18 protein-coding genes are annotated in these 18,368 nt (G+C 62.0%); 9 read left to right on the top strand and 9 right to left on the bottom strand.

Annotation, left to right across the window (positions count from 1 at the left end):
- Positions 1-77: 77 nt before the first annotated feature.
- The 5 genes from EN861_RS18445 to rimO all read left to right on the top strand — a co-directional run bounded on the left by EN861_RS18445 (position 78) and on the right by rimO (position 4,487).
- Complete coding sequence (locus EN861_RS18445; RefSeq protein WP_127277294.1) at positions 78-884, top strand: alpha/beta hydrolase; 807 nt, start codon at positions 78-80, stop codon at positions 882-884.
- 101 nt (positions 885-985) lie between these two features.
- Positions 986-1,684, top strand: coding sequence for a DUF2161 family putative PD-(D/E)XK-type phosphodiesterase (locus EN861_RS18440; RefSeq protein WP_127277292.1), 699 nt, complete (start codon positions 986-988; stop codon positions 1,682-1,684).
- Between the two features lie 56 nt (positions 1,685-1,740).
- Positions 1,741-2,148 carry a DUF930 domain-containing protein gene (locus tag EN861_RS18435; RefSeq protein WP_167531434.1) on the top strand — a complete coding sequence of 136 codons (408 nt, stop codon included), beginning with the start codon at positions 1,741-1,743 and terminating at the stop codon, positions 2,146-2,148.
- A gap of 180 nt (positions 2,149-2,328) precedes the next feature.
- On the top strand, positions 2,329-3,015 hold the full coding sequence (locus EN861_RS18430; protein ID WP_127277290.1) for a TerC family protein: 687 nt from the start codon (positions 2,329-2,331) through the stop codon (positions 3,013-3,015).
- A gap of 158 nt (positions 3,016-3,173) precedes the next feature.
- Positions 3,174-4,487 carry a 30S ribosomal protein S12 methylthiotransferase RimO gene (gene rimO / locus EN861_RS18425; protein WP_127277288.1) on the top strand — a complete coding sequence of 438 codons (1,314 nt, stop codon included), beginning with the start codon at positions 3,174-3,176 and terminating at the stop codon, positions 4,485-4,487.
- A 76-nt stretch (positions 4,488-4,563) separates the two neighbouring features.
- On the opposite strand, the gene EN861_RS18420 is transcribed toward rimO, so the two are convergent.
- The 8 genes from EN861_RS18420 to EN861_RS18385 all read right to left on the bottom strand — a co-directional run bounded on the left by EN861_RS18420 (position 4,564) and on the right by EN861_RS18385 (position 12,902).
- Entirely contained in the window at positions 4,564-5,631 is a 1,068-nt protein-coding gene (locus EN861_RS18420) for a BMP family ABC transporter substrate-binding protein (protein WP_127277286.1), read from the bottom strand.
- A gap of 51 nt (positions 5,632-5,682) precedes the next feature.
- Positions 5,683-6,603, bottom strand: coding sequence for an ABC transporter permease (locus tag EN861_RS18415; protein WP_135864827.1), 921 nt, complete (start codon positions 6,601-6,603; stop codon positions 5,683-5,685).
- Positions 6,603-7,733 (bottom strand): ABC transporter permease, encoded by a 1,131-nt coding sequence (locus EN861_RS18410; protein WP_135864825.1) that lies wholly within the window; start codon positions 7,731-7,733, stop codon positions 6,603-6,605. Before EN861_RS18410 ends, EN861_RS18415 begins: the two co-directional genes overlap by 1 nt.
- Positions 7,730-9,307, bottom strand: coding sequence for an ABC transporter ATP-binding protein (locus EN861_RS18405; RefSeq protein WP_189343669.1), 1,578 nt, complete (start codon positions 9,305-9,307; stop codon positions 7,730-7,732). Before EN861_RS18405 ends, EN861_RS18410 begins: the two co-directional genes overlap by 4 nt.
- A 216-nt stretch (positions 9,308-9,523) precedes the next feature.
- Complete coding sequence (locus EN861_RS18400) at positions 9,524-10,501, bottom strand: quinone oxidoreductase (RefSeq protein ID WP_135864821.1); 978 nt, start codon at positions 10,499-10,501, stop codon at positions 9,524-9,526.
- A gap of 27 nt (positions 10,502-10,528) precedes the next feature.
- Positions 10,529-11,371, bottom strand: a complete 843-nt coding sequence (pcsA, locus tag EN861_RS18395; protein ID WP_127280773.1) for a phosphatidylcholine synthase — start codon at positions 11,369-11,371, stop codon at positions 10,529-10,531.
- On the bottom strand, positions 11,344-11,958 hold the full coding sequence (locus EN861_RS18390) for a DUF1326 domain-containing protein (RefSeq protein ID WP_135864818.1): 615 nt from the start codon (positions 11,956-11,958) through the stop codon (positions 11,344-11,346). The genes pcsA and EN861_RS18390 overlap by 28 nt, the downstream gene beginning before the upstream one ends.
- Before the next feature lie 14 nt (positions 11,959-11,972).
- Positions 11,973-12,902, bottom strand: a complete 930-nt coding sequence (locus tag EN861_RS18385) for a DUF2182 domain-containing protein (RefSeq protein WP_127280771.1) — start codon at positions 12,900-12,902, stop codon at positions 11,973-11,975.
- Positions 12,903-12,974: 72 nt separating this feature from the next.
- Between EN861_RS18385 and EN861_RS18380 the strand changes: the two genes are divergently transcribed.
- Positions 12,975-14,189, top strand: a complete 1,215-nt coding sequence (locus tag EN861_RS18380; protein WP_135864816.1) for a UbiH/UbiF family hydroxylase — start codon at positions 12,975-12,977, stop codon at positions 14,187-14,189.
- A 148-nt stretch (positions 14,190-14,337) separates the two neighbouring features.
- Entirely contained in the window at positions 14,338-14,661 is a 324-nt protein-coding gene (hspQ, locus tag EN861_RS18375) for a heat shock protein HspQ (RefSeq protein WP_189343674.1), read from the top strand.
- A gap of 85 nt (positions 14,662-14,746) precedes the next feature.
- On the opposite strand, the gene EN861_RS18370 is transcribed toward hspQ, so the two are convergent.
- Entirely contained in the window at positions 14,747-15,376 is a 630-nt protein-coding gene (locus tag EN861_RS18370) for an invasion associated locus B family protein (RefSeq protein ID WP_135864814.1), read from the bottom strand.
- Positions 15,377-15,608: 232 nt separating this feature from the next.
- On the opposite strand from EN861_RS18370, the gene EN861_RS18365 reads away from it, so the two are divergent.
- Together EN861_RS18365 and EN861_RS18360 are read left to right on the top strand one after the other, a co-directional pair.
- A complete protein-coding gene (locus EN861_RS18365; RefSeq protein WP_135864812.1) occupies positions 15,609-17,429 on the top strand; it encodes an extracellular solute-binding protein in 1,821 nt (606 codons plus the stop codon).
- Positions 17,430-17,445: 16 nt separating this feature from the next.
- Entirely contained in the window at positions 17,446-18,126 is a 681-nt protein-coding gene (locus EN861_RS18360) for a DsbA family protein (protein WP_135864810.1), read from the top strand.
- Positions 18,127-18,368 lie beyond the last annotated feature (242 nt).

Below are 18,368 nucleotides of genomic sequence, written 5' to 3'. Positions count from 1 at the left end.
ATTGCCTTGCGGGTTGGTCTCGGTGGGGGCCGGCGATAAACATAAGCCCTGCGCATTTGCCAAGAGGCTGTTTCGGCATGGACTATCGCGATGACGACCTCACCAAATTCGAAGCGCATGGTGCCGCTCCTTTGCCGGCCGCGGCGGACGAAGGCCATGTGGAGCATGAGGGTGCGAGAATCTGGTACGCCACCTTTGGGGCGGGGTTTCCCGTGATCTTGTTGCATGGCGGCCTTGGCCATAGCGGCAATTGGGGATTTCAGGTCCCATCATTGGTCGAGCGCGGCTATCAGGTCGTCACCATCGACAGCCGTGGCCATGGACGCAGCACCCGCGACGAACGGCCATGCAAATACGAGCTGATGGCCTCGGATGTCCTGGCCGTGATGGATCGCCTGCAATTGAACAAGGCCATCGCTGTAGGTTGGAGCGATGGCGCCTGCGTTGCGCTGATCCTTGGCATGAAGGCCGCCGATCGCATCGCCGGTGTGTTCTTCTTCGGCTGCAATATGGATCCCAGCGGCACGAAGGACTTCGAGGCCAGTCCGGTCATCGAGCGGTGTTTCAGCCGGCACAAAAAGGACTATGCCGAGCTGTCGGCCACGCCAGATCAATTCGATGCATTTGTCAAAGCTGTCGGCCTGATGATGAAGAGCGAACCCAATTATGGCGCCACCGAGCTGGGAGAGATCCGCGTGCCCGTTGCGGTCGTCCAAAGCGAGCACGACGAGTTTATCAAGGACGAGCACGCCACCTATCTGGCCAGCAGCATACCGGGATCGGAATTGGTGATGCTGCCCGAGGTCAGTCACTTCGCGCCCTTGCAGCGTCCCGACCAGTTCAACCGCGTGCTGTTGGCTTTCCTCGCAGAACTTCATTCCTGAGCCCTGCCTCGCCGCTTCCGGAATCCCCGCTCTGGCCCAGGCACGCGACACACCATTTCGCCTGCGAGGCTTTTCATGTCGAATCGGCTAGACCTTGCGATATGAACGAGACCTCACTCTATGCGCCGGTGAAGCGTTTCCTCGAAAATCTCGACTTCGTCGTGAAGGGGGAAATCGGCGGCTGCGATATCGTCGCGTTGCGCGAAGGGGAGCCGCAGATCGTCGTCATCTGCGAGTTGAAGCTGCAGTTCAATCTCGAACTGGTTCTGCAGGGCGTCGACCGTGCGGCTGCTTGCGATGAAGTGTGGCTGGCGGCGCGCATGTCGGCGCGAGGCAAGGGGCGCGAAAGCGATGCCAGGTTCCGCAACCTTTGCCGTCGGCTCGGCTTCGGCCTGATTGGCGTAACCGCCAGTGATCGGGTCGAACTGCTTCTCAGTCCGATCGCCGTGGCGCCGCGCAAGAATGCGCGACGGCGATCTCGCCTTGTCGACGAGCACCAGCGCCGCCGCGGCGATCCTGTCGCCGGCGGCGGATCGCGCGCTCCGATCATGACCGCCTACCGGCAGAGCGCCCTCGCCTGCGCCGCCGCGCTTTCGGACGGCCCCAAACGGCCGCGCGATCTGAAAGCCTTGACGCCGATCGCGCCGAAGATTCTGCAGCACAATGTCTATGGCTGGTTCGCAAGGGTCGAGCGTGGTCTTTACGATCTCACGGATGCCGGCCGCGCCTCGCTGGTTCGTTGGCCGCAGGTCCCGCATGATGAAGCCCGACACGAGATTTTGATTGCGCCGGGCCTCTGAATACCGGGGTTTGCCGAGCATGAACCGCCCCTGTTGGTTGATCTTTCAGACAAAACATGCTGCTTGTCCCGCCCATGAAGACACTATGCATGATGGCCATTGCGTCCCTGACGCTGGCTTTTCCGGCCAGTGCGATGGACAACGCCTTGCGCTCCGGACTGATGAAACTTGATCCGCAGACCCGCCTCGAGCAGCGTTGCGATGCCGAAGTCCTGGACCGGATCACCCATGATGATCGCAAGTTCAAGGCCGACCGCGTCGTCGCCTACGCCTTCGCGACGCCAGAGATGAGCGCCGACGCCATCCGGAGCCCCGGTGCGGCGTTCCGCAGCAAGGGACAGTGGTATCGGCTGAAGTTCAAATGCCAGACGGGGCCGGATCATATGGAAGTTCTCCAGCTCCGCTATCGGATCGGGGATGAGATCCCTGAAGCCGACTGGCCGAAGTACAATCTCTACGATTAGTTCTCGCGGGCTTGCCGCATTGGCTTGCCGCCGGCGCATGTTGAGAATCTTCCGTAATTCCACCACCACGAAAATGGTTTTCCAGCGTTGTCCGGTGCTGCGGCTTGACGCCAGCAGACCATGCCTTTAGGCCCGTTCGGACGATCGACGACGAACACTCGACGAAGGGCTTCCAGGTCGATGGAAATATTTACCGCCGCCGGCTTTTCGGCTCTCCTTCAGGTCATCGCCATCGACCTTGCGCTCGCGGGCGACAATGCCATCGTCATCGGCCTCGCCGCTGCAGGCTTGCCGGCCAGCCAACGCCAGCGAGCCATTCTGGTCGGCATCGCGGCGGCCACCGTTCTTCGCATTTTCTTCGCCCTGATCACGCAATGGCTGCTGACCATTGGTCCCATGCTGCTTATCGGTGGCGGCCTGCTTTTGCTGTGGGTTTGCTGGAAGATGTGGCGCGAATTGCGTGTCACCCACGACGAGGAGCGCGACGCCACCGAAGCGCTGTCGAACGGCGACTTCAACAAGGATGGTGCCATTGGCGGCAAGGGGCCGAGCAAAACCTTCTCGCAGGCCGCCTGGCAGATCGTCATTGCCGATGTCTCGATGTCCCTCGACAATGTCCTGGCCGTGGCGGGCGCGGCCATGAACCATCCGACGGTGCTGATTGTCGGGCTGGCGCTGTCGATCGCTTTGATGGGCTTTGCTGCGTCGTTCGTCGCGCGCCTGCTGCACAAATACCGCTGGATTGCCTATATCGGCCTGGTCATCATCCTCTATGTCGCGGTCAAGATGCTGCTGGATGGGGCTGTGCAGCAATTCCCCGATCATTTCGCCTTCCTGTCACCCTGGTTCGGGTCAAGCGGGCACTGACGCACAGGCGGAGCCGCAGGGCTCCGTTTGCCTGATTGAGGAAGCCGTGCTATTGCGCCGCCCGAATTGAGCTCCTGCTAGGAGCCATGCAAACCGTTATATGTCGAGACTGCGGGCCGGATCGATGTTTCCGGTTCGCGTCCATTGGAAAATTGCCCATGTCCGCCCCACGCGTCAGCTTCGTCAGTCTCGGCTGTCCCAAAGCCCTTGTCGATTCCGAGCGCATCATCACGCGTCTGCGGGCCGAGGGCTACGAGATCGCCCGCAAGCATGACGGCGCCGATCTCGTTGTCGTCAACACCTGTGGTTTCCTGGATTCCGCCCGCGACGAGTCACTCAACGCCATCGGCTCCGCGCTTTCGGAAAACGGCAGGGTCATCGTCACCGGCTGTCTGGGCGCCGAGCCGGACGTGATCCGCGAGAAGCACCCCAACGTGCTGGCGATCACCGGACCGCAGGCCTATGAGAGCGTGATGGCCGCCGTCCATGAGGCGGCCCCTCCCTCGCACGATCCCTACATCGACCTCCTGCCGCCGCAGGGCGTCAAGCTGACGCCGCGCCACTATGCCTATTTGAAGATCTCGGAAGGCTGCAACAACCGTTGCACCTTCTGCATCATTCCAGCCCTTCGCGGCGATCTCGTCTCGCGGCCGGCGGCCGATGTGCTGCGTGAAGCCGAGAAACTCGCCAAGGCCGGCGTCAAGGAACTGCTCGTCATCTCGCAGGATACCAGCGCCTACGGCATCGACATCAAATACCAGACGTCCATGTTCGGCGATCGCGAAGTGCGAGCGAAGTTCCTCGATCTCTCGGAGGAACTGAGCAAGCTCGGCATCTGGGTGCGCATGCATTATGTCTACCCCTACCCGCATGTCGCCGACGTCATCCCGCTGATGGCCGATGGAAAAATCCTCCCCTATCTGGATATCCCCTTCCAGCACGCCTCGCCGCAGGTGCTGAAGAACATGCGCCGGCCGGCCCATGGCGAGAAGACGCTCGAGCGCATTCGCGGCTGGCGCGATGTGTGCCCGGATCTCGCCATCCGCTCGACCTTCATCGTCGGCTTCCCCGGCGAAACGGACGACGATTTCGAGATGCTGCTCGATTGGCTGGATGAAGCGAAAATCGATCGCGCCGGCTGCTTCAAATACGAGCCGGTCAGAGGCGCCCGTTCCAACGATCTCGGCCTTGAGCAGGTGCCGCAGGAAGTCAAGGAAGCGCGCTGGCATCGCTTCATGCAGCGCCAGCAGAAGATCTCGGCGACGCAGCTTGCCAGGAAGGTCGGCAAGCGTCTGCCGGTGCTGATCGACGAGGCGCAGGGCACCTCTGCGAAGGGCCGCACCAAATATGACGCGCCCGAGATCGATGGTTCGGTCCACATCCAGTCGCGCCGCCCGATGCGCGCCGGCGACATCGTCACCGTCAAGATCGAGCGCGCCGACGCTTACGACCTCTACGGCTCGGCCGTCTGAGCTCCCGCCAGCTTCTCCATCCAAATGAAAAGGGCGCCTCGCGGCGCCCTCTGCAGATCGAAATGTGTTCTGCCGTTTATTGCGGCAGCTTGTCGTCGACGCCCTTGACGTAGAAATTCATGCCGAGCAGCGTGCCGTCGTCGGCGACCTCGCCATCCTTCAGCCACGCCGAGCCATCCTGCTTGGCGATCGGTCCGGTGAAGGGGTTCCAGCCGCCGGCGATCTTCTTTTCGCTCGCTTCGGCCATCGCCTTCACGTCGTCGGGCATGTTGGTGTAGGGCGCGAGCTTGACCGCGCCGTCCTTGATGCCGAGCCAGACATTGTCCGGCTTCCAGCTGCCGTCGATGGCTGCCTGTACGCGGCTGATATAATACGGGCCCCATTCGTCGGTCAGCGACGTCAACTGCGCGTTCGGCGCGAACTTGATCATGTCGGACGACTGGCCGAAGCCGTGCAGCTTGCGCTCTTCGGCCACCTGCAGGGCAGCGGTCGAGTCGGTGTGCTGGACGATGATGTCGGCGCCCTGGTCGAACAGTGCCTTGGCGGCGTCGGCTTCCTTGCCCGGATCGAACCACGAGTTCACCCAGACGATCTTGGCCTTGAAGTTCGGGTTGATCGATTGCGCGCCGAGCATGAAGGAGTTGATGCCCATCACCACTTCCGGGATCGGGAAGGAGACGATGTAACCGGCGACGCCGGACTTCGATTCCTTGGCGGCGATCTGGCCGAGCACGTAGCGGCCTTCATAGAAGCGCGCATTGTAGATGCCGAGATTATCCCCGGTCTTGTAGCCGGTGGCGTGCTCGAACATCACCTTGGGAAACTTCTTGGCGACCTTCACTTCGGCGTCCATGAAACCGAACGAGGTGCCGAAGATGATCTTGCAGCCTTCGCGCGCCAGACGCTCGAAAGCACGGTCGGCGTCTGGGCCTTCGGAGACGTTCTCCAGATAGGCGGTCTCGACCTTGTCGCCGAGCGCCTTCTCGACCTCGAGGCGGCCCTGGTCGTGCTGGTAGGAATAGCCGAAATCGCCGATCGGGCCGGTGTAGACCCAGCACGCCTTCAACTTGTCGGCGGCCTGCGCGGACGCCGCCAGCGACATTGCGGCAGTCGTGGTCATCAGGGCAATAAGCAGTTTTTTCATTGTGTTACCTCTCTGAGTTAAGCCTTGGAGCTTCCCGTCTTGTTCTTGTTGTCAACGATCCGGAACGAATGGCTGCCCCAGGGATGCCGGCGTGTTCATCATCGTCAGACGCTTGTCGCGCGAGATTAGAACGAGAACCACGACGGTTGCCAGATAGGGCAGAGAAGAAAGCATCTGCGAGGGCACCGGAATGCCAAAAGCCTGTGCATGAAGCTGGCCGATCCACACCGCGCCGAAGATGTAGGCGCCGGCCAGCACCCGCCACGGCCGCCAGGATGCGAACACCACCAGGGCGAGCGCGATCCAGCCGCGGCCAGCGGACATGTTCTCGACCCACTGCGGCGTATAGACGAGCGACAGATGCCCGCCGGCAAGACCGGCGCAGGCGCCCCCGAAGATGACCGCGAGGTAGCGATAGCGGATGACCTTGATGCCAAGCGCATGCGCCGATGTATGGCTGTCGCCGATCGAGCGCAGCGTCAGCCCGGTACGCGTCTTGAACAGGAACCACATCACCGCGGCCGTCAGCGCGATCGAAATATAGAACACAGGGTCCTGGCCAAACAGCAGTCTGCCCACGATCGGAAGCGAACTGAGGCCGGGAATATCAAGGTTGGGGAGCCGGACGCCAGGCTGGCCGACGAAGCGCGTTCCGATCATGCCGGAGAGGCCGAGGCCGAGCAGCGTCAGCGACAATCCGGTCGCCACCTGGTTGGTGGCCAGCGACAGCGTCATGACGGCGAACAGCAGCGAGAAAACTGCTCCCATGATGATTGCCGCCAGGAGGCCGATCCAGGGCGAGCCGGTCAGGTAGCCGGCCCCGAAGCCGCCGACGGCACCCATGATCATCATGCCTTCGACGCCGAGATTGAGCACGCCGGAACGTTCGACCACCAGTTCGCCGATCGCCGCGATCAAGAGCGGCGTCGCCGCCGTGGCAATGGTCAAGAGGATGTTGACGGTAATGTCCATCAGCGGGCTTCCTTCAACTTTGGCGCGGCCTCGAGCTTCGCGGGGGCTTCCTGTTTGGTCAGCGCCAGGCCGATCAATCGGATGCGGTAATGAATGAGCGTGTCGCAGCCGAGCACGAAGAACAGCAGCATGCCCTGGAACACCCTCGCCACCTTGTCGGAAATGCCGAGCGCGCTTTGCACCGCCTCGCCGCCGAGATAGGTCAGCGCCAGCACCAGGCCGGCGGCGACGATGCCGAGCGGATTGAGGCGGCCGAGGAAGGCCACGATGATGGCGGTGAAGCCATAGCCGGGCGAAATCACGGGCTGCAGTTGCCCGATGGCGCCGGAGACCTCCGAGATGCCGGCAAGGCCGGCCAGCGCACCCGACAGCAGGAAGGCGAAGAACACCATGCGGTTGAGGCCAAAGCCGGCGAAGCGCCCTGCTCTCGGGCTGGAGCCCAGCACGCGGACCTCGAAACCCTTGAGCATGCGGCCCATCAGGATCCAGATCAGCACCGCTGCCACAAGGGCGAAGACGAAGCCCCAATTGGCACGCCCGGCATCGGGCATCAGTTCCGGCAGCACCGCCGAGTCGCCGAACTGGATCGTTTGTGGAAAGCCGTGTCCCTGCGGATCGCGCCACGGCCCGCGCACCAGCCAGTCGAGGAAGAGTTGTGCGACATAGACCAGCATCAGGCTGGTGAGGATTTCGTTGGTGGAGAACCGGGTCTTCAGCAAGGCCGGGATCGCAGCGTAGGCCGCACCGCCGACCATGCCGAGTAGAAGCATCAGCGGCAGCACCAGCGGGCCTTCGAATTGCGGAAACAGCACCGGAATGATGGAGCCGAAGATGGCACCGAAAATGAATTGGCCTTCGGCGCCGATGTTCCAGATGTTGGCCTTGTAGCAGACCGACAGGCCGACCGCGATCAGGATCAGGGGGGCTGCCTTGATCGCCAGCTCGTGCAATTGCCAGACCTGGCTGATCGGCTCGATGAAGTAGATATGGAACGCGTTGAGCGGGTTGACGCCGAGCAGCGCGAACATAATGGCGCCGGCAATGATGGTCAGCGCGAAGGCGATGAACGGCGACAGCATCGAAAACAGCGCCGAGCGCTGCGGGCGTTTGACGAGTTCGAGGCGCATCATGCCGTCTCCAACGTATGTTCGGCGTGGCCGGGTTCGGCGCCGCCCATCAGCAAGCCGACCTTCTCGAAAGTCGCTTCGGCGATCGGCATCGGCTTCGAGAGCTCGCCATTGTGCATGACCGCGATCGCGTCCGATATCTCGAACAGCTCGTCCAGATCCTGGCTGATCACCAGTACGGCCGATCCGCTGCGAGAGAGCTCGATCAAGGCCTGGCGGATGTGCGCCGCGGCTCCGGCGTCGACGCCCCATGTCGGCTGGTTCACCACCATCACGCTTGGGCGGCGGTCGAGCTCGCGGCCGACGATGAATTTCTGCAGATTGCCGCCCGAAAGTGCCGCCGCTTCGGGATCCGGCGCGCTCTTGCGCACATCCATCGCTTCGATGATGCGTTGCGATGCCGCGTAGACGGCGCCGCTCTTGACCATGCCGCCGGTGCCGACAAAAGCCTTGCCGTCGGTGGCATGGCGCGACAGCAGCAGGTTTTCCGAGAGTTTCATGCGCGGTGCCGCTCCATGGCCAAGGCGCTCTTCCGGCACGAACGCCGCTCCCAGCAGGCGCCGCCCGGTGATGGTGAGGCCGCCGGCGTCCTTGCCGCGGATGCGCACCGAGGCGGCATCCTGCTGCAAAACCTCGCCGGAGACGGATTCGAAGAACTCGCCCTGGCCATTGCCGGCGACGCCGGCAATGCCGATCACCTCGCCGGCGCGGACATTGAGGCTGATGTTCTTGAGAGGAATGGAAAACGGCGTTGCCGGCTTGCGGCCGAGGCCGCGGATTTCGAGCAGCGGCTGCGCGGTCTCGATCCCCTCGACCGGCGCCCGCACCACAGCCTGCACCTCGCTGCCAACCATCATGCGGGCGAGCGATGAGGCGGTCTCCTCGCGCGGGTTGCAGTGGCCGACCACCTTGCCGTGCCGCAGCACGGTGGCGCGGTCGCAGATGCGTTTGACCTCTTCGAGCCGGTGCGAAATGTAGAGGATCGATTTGCCTTCCGCGCGTAGCCGCTCCAGCGTCTCGAACAGCTTGTCGGCTTCCTGCGGCGTCAGCACCGATGTCGGCTCGTCCAGGATGATGAGTTGCGGCGTCTGCAGCAGGCAACGGATGATCTCGATGCGCTGGCGCTCGCCGACCGAAAGGTCGCCGACCAGCGATTCCGGATCGAGCGGCAGGCCATAGCTGTAGGAAAGCGCCCTCGCCTTGGCCGCGATGCTGCTGATCGGCGAGCCGTCATCCAGCGACAGCGCGATGTTCTCGGCGGCCGTCAACGCCTCGAACAGCGAAAAATGCTGGAACACCATACCGATGCCGAGCTTCTTGGCAACGCCCGGGCTGGTGATCCGCACCGCCTGGCCGTTCCAGAAAATCTCGCCGGAATTGGGCTCGAGCGAGCCGAACAGCATCTTGACCAGCGTCGACTTGCCGGCGCCGTTCTCGCCGAGCAAAGCGTGGATCTCACCTTTGGCGATGTTGAGGTCGATATGGTCGCACGCCGTCAGCGTGCCGAATATCTTGGTCAGGCCACGAACCTCGAGCAGGTTCGCTCCATCATGATTTGCACTCACAGTGCCTCCCATCCGGATTGCCGGACATGTTCTGTGTTCCCGCAAGCATCGTATGCGCGGCCGGCTCTCGTGCGAAAGCAGCACCCGACTTGAAAGAGCTTCAAGAATTTCAGCGGAAACTCAAGGGCAAAGATCAGCCTGCCTCGCACAAGCATGTGGCTGGCCGACTTTTCGTGCAAACCAAGCCCGCGGCTGCGGCGGGACGCTGAAAACCAAGGCAGACTATCGTCAGGGAACCAGGATGGTCGTGCCTGTCGTTCTGCGTCCCTCAAGATCCTGATGCGCCTTGCCCGCGTCTTTCAGCGCATAACGCTGATTGATCTTGATCTCGACGGCACCACTGAGCACGACCTCGAACAATGCGGCGGCGGAGGCATCGAGGTCCTCGCGTTTTGCATTGTAGACGAACAGTGTCGGCCGCGTTGCGAACAGCGAGCCCTTCTGCGCCAGCAGCGACATCGAGAACGGCGGGATGGGTCCCGAGGACTGGCCGAAGCTGACGAACATGCCGAGCGGCTTCAGGCAGTCGAGCGAGGCCGGGAATGTGTCGTTACCCACGGAATCGTAGACGACGTCGCATTTCCTGCCGCCGGTGATGGCGGCGACGCCGGCGACGAAATCCTGCTCCTTGTAGTTGATGACATGGTCGAAGCCGTGTGCCTTGGCCAGTTCGATCTTGTCGGCGGAGCTGGCGGTGCCGATGACCGTTGCGCCGAGGTGTTTTGCCCATTGGCCTAGAATGAGCCCGACGCCACCAGCCGCGGCATGAAACAGGATCGTGTCGCCTGCCTTGACCTTGAAGGTCCGGCGCAGGAGATATTCCGCGGTCATGCCCTTCAGCATCATGGCGGCGGCCTGTTCGTCGCTGATGCCGTCCGGCACCTTGACGACCTTGCTGGCATCGATGACGCGCTCTTGCGCATAAGCACCCGTCGTCACGGCGTAGGCAATCCGGTCGCCCGGCTTCAACCAGTCGACGCCCTGGCCGACTTCCAGCACCACGCCGGCGGCTTCGCTGCCGGGAATGAGCGGAAATCCGCCGGGCGGCGGATAGAGGCCCGAGCGATGATAGACATCGATGAAGTTGAGACCGATCGCGGTATGCTTGATCAGGATCTGCCCCGAACCGGGCTGGCCGGGATCGGTGTCCTCGTAAGTCAGGACTTCGGGGCCGCCATTGGCGTGGATTCGGATGGCTTTGGACATGGACAGGATTCCTTGAAGAGCGGCTGATCAGGCCTTTTTGGCGCCGAGTTTTGGAAAGAACTGCATAATGCCGCCAATGCAGGCCAGGTAGAGCCCCGTGATGGTAATACCGATCTTGGTAAAAGTGCTGACCTGCTCACCCAGCACGCCGATCTCGTCGTAGAAGGCGGCGAGCGCCGCCTGCGCAAGCGCAAGCGCGCCGAAGGCGCACCACAACAGCGTCATGCCGAGATTGATCGGCCGCAGCCGCTTCACCCGCACCGGATGGATGAAGTTTATCGGCACAAAAGTCAGAATGCCGGCCACCACCACCACGGCGAACGAAACCCATTGTCCCGGCTCGATAACGAACAGCGTGAACACCACCATGTTCCAGACCACCGGGAATCCCTTGAAGAAATTCTCCTTCGTCTTCATGCCGGTGTCGGCGTAGTAGATCGCGCTTGAGACCACGATGATCGCCGCCGACAGGAACGACAGGCCTTCGCCCATGAAACCGCGCTGATAGAGCGCGAAGGCCGGGATCAGCACGTAGGTCACATAGTCGATAATGTTGTCGAGAAGTTCGCCCGACCAGGTCGGCAGGATTTCCTTGACCTCCAGCTTTCGGGCGATCGGCCCATCGATACCGTCGACGAACAGCGCCAGCCCCAGCCACCAGAACATGGCCGTCCAGCGCTCCTCGCTCGCCGCCACCAGCGACAGGAAAGCCAGGAACGAACCGGAAGCGGTCAGCAGATGCACCGAAAACGCGCGCGCCTGCGGCCAAGTGACCTTCTTCTTCGGTCGCGGAATCCGTTCCGTGATCTTCTCGGCGATCTTGCGGGCCTTTGTGTTCTTCCTCACGGGCCCCGCCAATCCAGCTTGCATATCTCGGCCGAGCGGCCGGCGAAATTCCAGTTGCGGCCAAAGGCCCGCATCTTGCTCTTGTCGGACCTGGCCACGATGATCTCCGGCGCGATCCAGTATTCGGAATTCGTGATCACCGTATCCTTCTCGCGGTCCTTGCCCGCGATTGGTGTGACCGCCCCGTCGATAATCCTGGGTATCTGGAAAATACGCGTCTTGTCGCGCGTCTCGTAGGTGATCGGCACCTGTTCGACGCCCAGGAATTTGCCGACCAGGATCGAGAGCAGCGACGTCGTTCCGCCGGCTTTGCCGGTGAATATCTTGGTCAAGGCCTTGACCGCGTAGACAGAGGCCCTGACGTCGATGAACAGGCCCGCGGTCCAGTTGCCACGGCTCATGTAACCGGGGATTTCCATGATCAGCCCAAGATTGAGACCGGAGAGGTCGACCTCGCCGAAATGGCCGGCGTCGATACGAAAACCCGCCCAGGTCTGGCAGTAACCTTCGGTCGGAGGATGGTTGCCAAGCGACAGCACGCAAGGGCAAAAAACCGTGCAATTGCAGGAGAGTACGAGCTCTCCTTTCATTGCCCAGCTCTGATCTGCCATCGAATTTCCCCCACTCATAGCGAGACTACTAGCAGCGCGGCTGCCCAGACAAGCAGTATCGCACCAGCCAGCCGGGTTGGAAGACTGCCCGTCGTCTGTTTTTCAATCAGGGTGAACACGCCGATCAGCGCCATCCAGAAGACGTTCATCACGCCGACTGCGAACATCACCAGCATCAATGCCCAGCAGCAGCCGAGGCACCAGATGCCTTGCGCGACGCCGAGCTGGAAGACGCGGACGGTTCTCGCGCTCCAGTTCGAAAACAGGATCGAGAACGGATTCCGGCATTTCTTCAGGCAGGCCTCCTTGAGGCCGCTGAACTGGTAGAGGCCGGCAACCAGCAAGGCGAGCCCACCGGCAGCGCCAAGCAGCGGATCGAATATCCCTCCCGTGGCGGCGAATGCGTGGACGGCAAGTGTCACTGCCGCAAACAGCATCGAGGCGGCAAGCCAGACGCTGAGGTAGCCGGCAACCAGCACCAGCGGATGGACGACTGGCTCCCCCTTGATCCGCGCCGTATCGGCGATCTCGCAATAGGTGCGGATCATTGGCGCCGCGGATGGCAGCATCGCGCCGATCGCCATGAGAAACCACATGAGGATGAGCGCCAGGGTACGCGGGCCGATGCTAGCGTCCAGCGGCGCAGGTGAAAGGCAGAGTACGAAGAACCGTTCGAGCACGGCCGGTAACGGCAGTTGCGGCAAGTTACGCAACAAAGTGTCGCCTGGCGCGCCGATCTGGGCCTCGGCGCCGCGAATCGCCATCGCGGCAAGCAGCAGCCAGGCCAGTGCGATGCTTGCACCGACGACGACGTTGACCGTCCAGCGCGGCTTGCGCGCGACGTTTGCCGTGGCGCGGCCGGCGCGGTCGAGGTGGCTGAAATCGTCCTGTTGGCCGGTCATGACACTCGAATGGGCCGAATCGCCGCGTTGATCAAGCCGCATGATCTGCCCTATATGCGTCTCTCGACTGGGCAGGCCTGATGGCCGCCTCGCACAGCAAGCCGGAAGCCGATCTTGGAGCATCAGGAAACAGCGCGGATACTGATCGCAGGCACCGGGCCGGCGGGATTGATCGCCGCGCTTGCCTTCGCCGATGCCGGCTTTCCGGTGACGATTGCCGGGCCTGAGGTTTCGGCTCCCGACGGTCGCACCACGGCGCTCATGACGCCTGCCCTGAAAGTGCTCGAACGGCTGGGCGTGCTCGAGGACATCGAGCCCAAGGCCGCCCCCTTGAAGGTGATGCGTATTGTCGATGCGACCGGCAGGCTGATCCGCAGTCCCGTCGTCATTTTCCGCGCCAGCGAGATCGACGAGGAACGGTTCGGCCTGAACCTGCCCAACGGCGTCCTTGGACCCGCGCTTGCCGGCAAGGTGGCCGCGCATTCCGGGATCGAATGGCGCAGATCGATGGTGAAGGCCTGGCATCTCGGCGCCGCCAAAGCTCATGCCGCGCTGGTCGACGGCAGCGAGATCGATGCGTCGCTTGCGGTCGCTGCCGATGGCCGCCTGTCGCCGGCCCGCGAGGCCGCGGGCATCTCGACGGCGGCGCGCGCCTACCCTCAGGCGGCGCTCGTCCTCAATTTCGGCCACAGCCGCGAACATGGCTTCACCTCGACGGAGTTCCATACCGAGACCGGCCCTTTCACGCAGGTGCCGCTGCCGGGCAATCGTTCCAGCCTTGTCTGGGTGGTCAAACCTGAGACCGCGAAGGAGCTTGCCGCGTTGGACGACGCAATGCTCTCGCTGCGGGTCGAACGGCAGATGCAGTCGATGCTGGGGCGGGTAACCGTGGAGCCGGGCCGCCAGATCTATCCTTTGTCGACGGTGACCCCCCTGCGTTTCGCGGCGCAGCGGGTGGCGCTTGTCGGCGAAGCGGCGCACGTGTTCCCGCCGATCGGCGCGCAAGGCCTCAACCTGGGTATCAGGGATATCGACGATCTGGTTGGAATCGCGCGTGAAAATCGTGAGGATCCGGGGGCTGCCGCTACCCTTGCTGTATACGATCTCAAGCGCCGGCCCGATATTCTGGCGCGCAGCAGCGCGGTCAATCTGCTCAACATATCGCTGCTTTCGGACATGTTGCCCGCACAGATGGCGCGCGGCGCCGGCCTCGGCGTGCTCGGCGGCTTTGCACCTCTGCGCGCTTTCTTCATGCGCGAAGGGCTTCGTCCTGGCAGCGGCTTTGCGGCGCTTGCAGGTGGCCCTCGGAAGCCGACGCGGCAGCGGTAGCGATTCTGCGGAATTTGCCGCGGTATCGCGACGTTCATCAAAAACCTTTGTTGCGCATTCCACGTATTTTTGAGGCGCTCAGACGCTTGGGATTGAATTGATGCGGAGTCTGCGCCAAATAAAGTCAAGGAATTCAGTGGTGAGTGCGATGAAAACGGCCAAATTCGCGATCGGACAGGTGGTTCGTCACCGGCTGTTCCCGTTCCGAGGCATCATTTTCGACGTCGATCCGCAATTCGCCAACACCGACGAATGGTACGACGCCATCCCCGCCGACGTACGGCCGCGCAAGGACCAGCCGTTCTACCACCTGCTCGCCGAGAATTCGGAAACCGAATACATCGCCTATGTGTCCGAGCAGAATCTGCTCGAGGATCAGTCGGGAGAACCCGTCCGCCATCCGCAGATCAAGGAAATGTTCGACAAGAAGCCGGACGGGCGCTACGCGCCGAAACGGCAGTCCAAGCACTGACTTCCGGCATGCCGGGTACAGCCAGAAATGAAAAAAGCGGGGCATGACCCCGCTTTTTTTGACACGATAATGAGTCGACGCCGGATCAGTTGGCGGTCTTCGCCTTATCCTGCTCGTCCTTGAGCTTCTTGGCGAAGTCCTGGTTGTTCTTGGCGACGAAATCCTGGAGCTTCTTCTGCCGGTCCTCGATGTCCGACTGCTGCAGCGGGGGGCCGTCATAGGCGCCGCTGAAGCCCTGCAGCGCGATCTTAATCGGGTTGGCCTGGTTCTGGAAATTAATCGAGGTCAGCGTGATCCCCTGACCCTTCTTGAACGAGGCGACGAGCTGGTCGGTCAGCGGCACTTCCGCCACGCAACGATCCGGGAAGCAGATGACATAGTCGAGCTTCTGCGCCTTGCCGGTGTCGATCTGCAAGCCGATGCCGGGAGGCACGAGGCGACCGGTCGGGACCGTCACCTGGAACACCTTGCGGTTCACCTTGCCCTTGAGCTCGATCAGGCTGACGCCGGTGACAAGCTGGCCATTGCCAGCGGTGACGATGTTCTGGACGTTGCAGATGTCGACGTCTTCCTGCTTGGTGCAGGCCTTGAACCAGCCCTGCGGTATCTGCTGCTGCTGCTGGGCGGAAGCAGAGGGAAGTCCTGCGCCGAGAAAGCCAACCACGCCTGCGGCCATGACCGACAGGCGGTACGCGTTGCTGTTCAGGCTCGTCATGTCGTGCACTTCCTCTCAATGATCCCGGGACCGGCTTTTTCGTGCCGTGTGGTCCAGCTACCTGTTGCCAAAATGAGGCAACAGAATGACTTCGGACGGCGTGTTACACTGCAAGCGGCGTCGAATCCAGCCCGCTCACTTGTAATTCTTGACGACGCCATTGGCCGCCACGCAGTTGCCCCATGCTAGGGTGCGGATCGAATCATCAAGCCGACCTGTTAAGGAGACGGTCATGGGCCGCGTTCTTGTTTGGCTGGTCACCGCACTATCGTTTTTCACCCTGTCGTCGCCACCGGCGTTGTCGGAGCCGAAATACGCGATTGCGATGCAGGGCGAACCGGCCCTGCCGCCGGACTACACCCATTTCAGCTACGTCAATCCCAACGCGCCGAAGGGTGGCAGCATCACCTATTGCGTCGTCGGCAGCTTCGACAATCTCAACCCCTTCATCCTCAAAAGCCTGCGCACGACGGCGCGCGGCATGATGGACACGATCTTCGGCAATCTGGTGTTCGAGCCGCTGCTGCAGCGCAGTGCCGATGAGGCTTTTACTCTCTACGGACTTCTGGCTGACACCGCCGACATGGATGCCGAGCGCAGAAGCATCGAGTTCCACCTCAACCCGAATGCCAAATGGTCGGATGGTCAGCCGGTAACGCCGGAAGACGTGCTGTTCACTTACGATGCCTATACGCAGAAGGGCCGGCCACCCTACAGCGACCGCATGGCCAGGATCGCCAAGCTCGAAAAGACCGGCGACCATAGCGTGCGCTTCACCTTCAACGACAAGGCCGATCGTGAGTTTCCCCTGATCATCGCGCTGACGCCGATCATCCCCAAGCACGCTTTCGACATCGATACTTTCGACAAGACGACACTGAAGCCGTTGATCGGCAGCGGTCCCTACAGGATCGCACAGGTGACGCCCGGCCAGCGCATCGTCTTCAAGCGCAACCCCGACTACTGGGGCAAGGACGTTCCCGCCAAGCGCGGTTTCGACAACTACGACCAGATCACCATCGAGTATTTTCTCAACGCCAACGCCAAGCTCGAAGCCTTCAAGAAGGGGCTTTGCGCCATCGACGACGACGGCGACCCGGTGAAACGCGAGCGCGATCTCGACTTTCCCGCCTTCCATAGAGGCGACGTGATCTCTGAAACCTTCGACACCGGCATCCCGCCCGTCGTGACCGGGTTCCTGTTCAACACGAGACTGCCGAAATTTTCCAACCCGGTGGTTCGGCGCGCACTCGGCATGCTCTATGATTTCGAATGGGCCAACAAGAATCTGTTCGGCGGCAAGTACACCCGCACGATGAGCTATTGGCAGAATTCCGAGCTTTCAGCGCTCGGCCATCCGGCTGACGACAGGGAAAAGGCGCTTCTGGCCCCCTACCCCGGCCGCGTGCCGGCCGACGTCATGGACGGCACCTGGAAACCGCCGGTGACGGACGGTTCTGGCCAGGACCGCAAGGTGCTGAAGACCGCTTTCGATCTTCTGAAAAGCATCGGCTACCACGTGAATAATGGCACGATGCTCGATCCCGACGGCAAACCTTTCGGCTTCGAGATACTGACCGCATCGCAGGACGAAGAGCGCCTGGCCGGCATCTATCAGCGTACACTGGAGAAGATCGGCATCAACGTCGGCATACGCAGCCTGGACGGCGACCAGATCCAGTCGCGCAAGCAGCGTTTCGATTTCGAGGTGCTGATCGGCTCCAGCGGTTTCAACAATTCGTTGTCCCCTGGCATCGAGCAGATCGGGCGCTGGTCGTCCGCGGCGGCCAGGACCGAAGGATCGTTCAATCTCGCCGGCGTCGCCGATCCGGCGATCGATGCGGCCATCGACGCAATGCTACGAGCCCGTTCGAAGGAGGATTATGTCGCTGCTGTCCGCGTGCTCGACCGGCTGCTGATCTCCGGCAATTACCTGGTGCCGATGCAGTACAACACGCAACTGTGGCTTGCTTACTGGAATTATCTGGAACATCCGCGAAAGACGCCCATATTCGGTTATCAGCTGCCGACCTGGTGGCGCAAACCGAACTGAAAATCCGGAGATAGAGATGAGCGAAGCGAACGCCATAACCGTCGATGTGGTGTCGGACGTCGTCTGCCCGTGGTGCTTCATCGGTCAGAAGCGGCTGGACAAGGCGGTGGCGGCTGCCGGTGATGTCGAAGTGCACATACGGTGGCGGCCGTTCCAGCTCGATCCGACCATTCCGCCGCAAGGCAAGGACCGCCACGAATACATGCTGGCCAAGTTCGGCAGCGACGGGCGCATTCGCGAAATTCACGCCCGCATCGAACCGCTTGGCGAAGCCGAGGGCATTTCCTTTGCGTTCGATGCCATCAAGGTGGCGCCGAACACGCTCGACGCGCATCGGCTGATCCGCTGGGCCGGGGCCGCCGGCGAGGACGTCCAGAACCGGCTGGTGCGCCGCCTGTTCCAGTTGAATTTCGAGGAAGGCGCCAACATCGGCGACCACACCGTGCTGGTCGAAGCTGCCCGCGAGGCCGGCATGGATGCATCTGTTGTTGAAACGCTGTTGCCGAGCGATGCCGATGTCGAAGCGGTTCGCACGGAAATCGCCACCGCGTCGCGCATGGGCATCACAGGCGTGCCGTGCTTCCTGCTCGAGGGCAAATATGCGGTGATGGGCGCGCAGGACGCGGACACGTTGGCTGATGCGATCCGTCAGGTAGCGGCCGCCAAGGCGCGTGGCGAGTTGGAAAAGGCCGGCTGATCCAGCCATCCCCGCGCCGATAGCAAGAGCAGGCGTTGCGTGAGCAAACTGAGCTCCGCACGCCATGAATCGGACATCAAGGACGGCCTGTTTCGGGAATTCTGGTCAGTTCCCGATAAGAAATTCGGCCGGCCCAAAGGACTTTTGAGTCACAAAACCGTGTGCGGAGCTTCCCTAGGGGAAGGTTTCTCGCGGCCATCTGCCTAGAGCCTAATAGATTGAAATAAATAGAGATTTTATGG

This window comes from Mesorhizobium sp. M8A.F.Ca.ET.218.01.1.1 (assembly GCF_004791165.1).
Classification (GTDB): domain Bacteria; phylum Pseudomonadota; class Alphaproteobacteria; order Rhizobiales; family Rhizobiaceae; genus Mesorhizobium.
The sequence above is the reverse complement of the archived record's forward strand: the minus strand, read 5'-3'. Positions and strand labels throughout refer to the sequence as shown.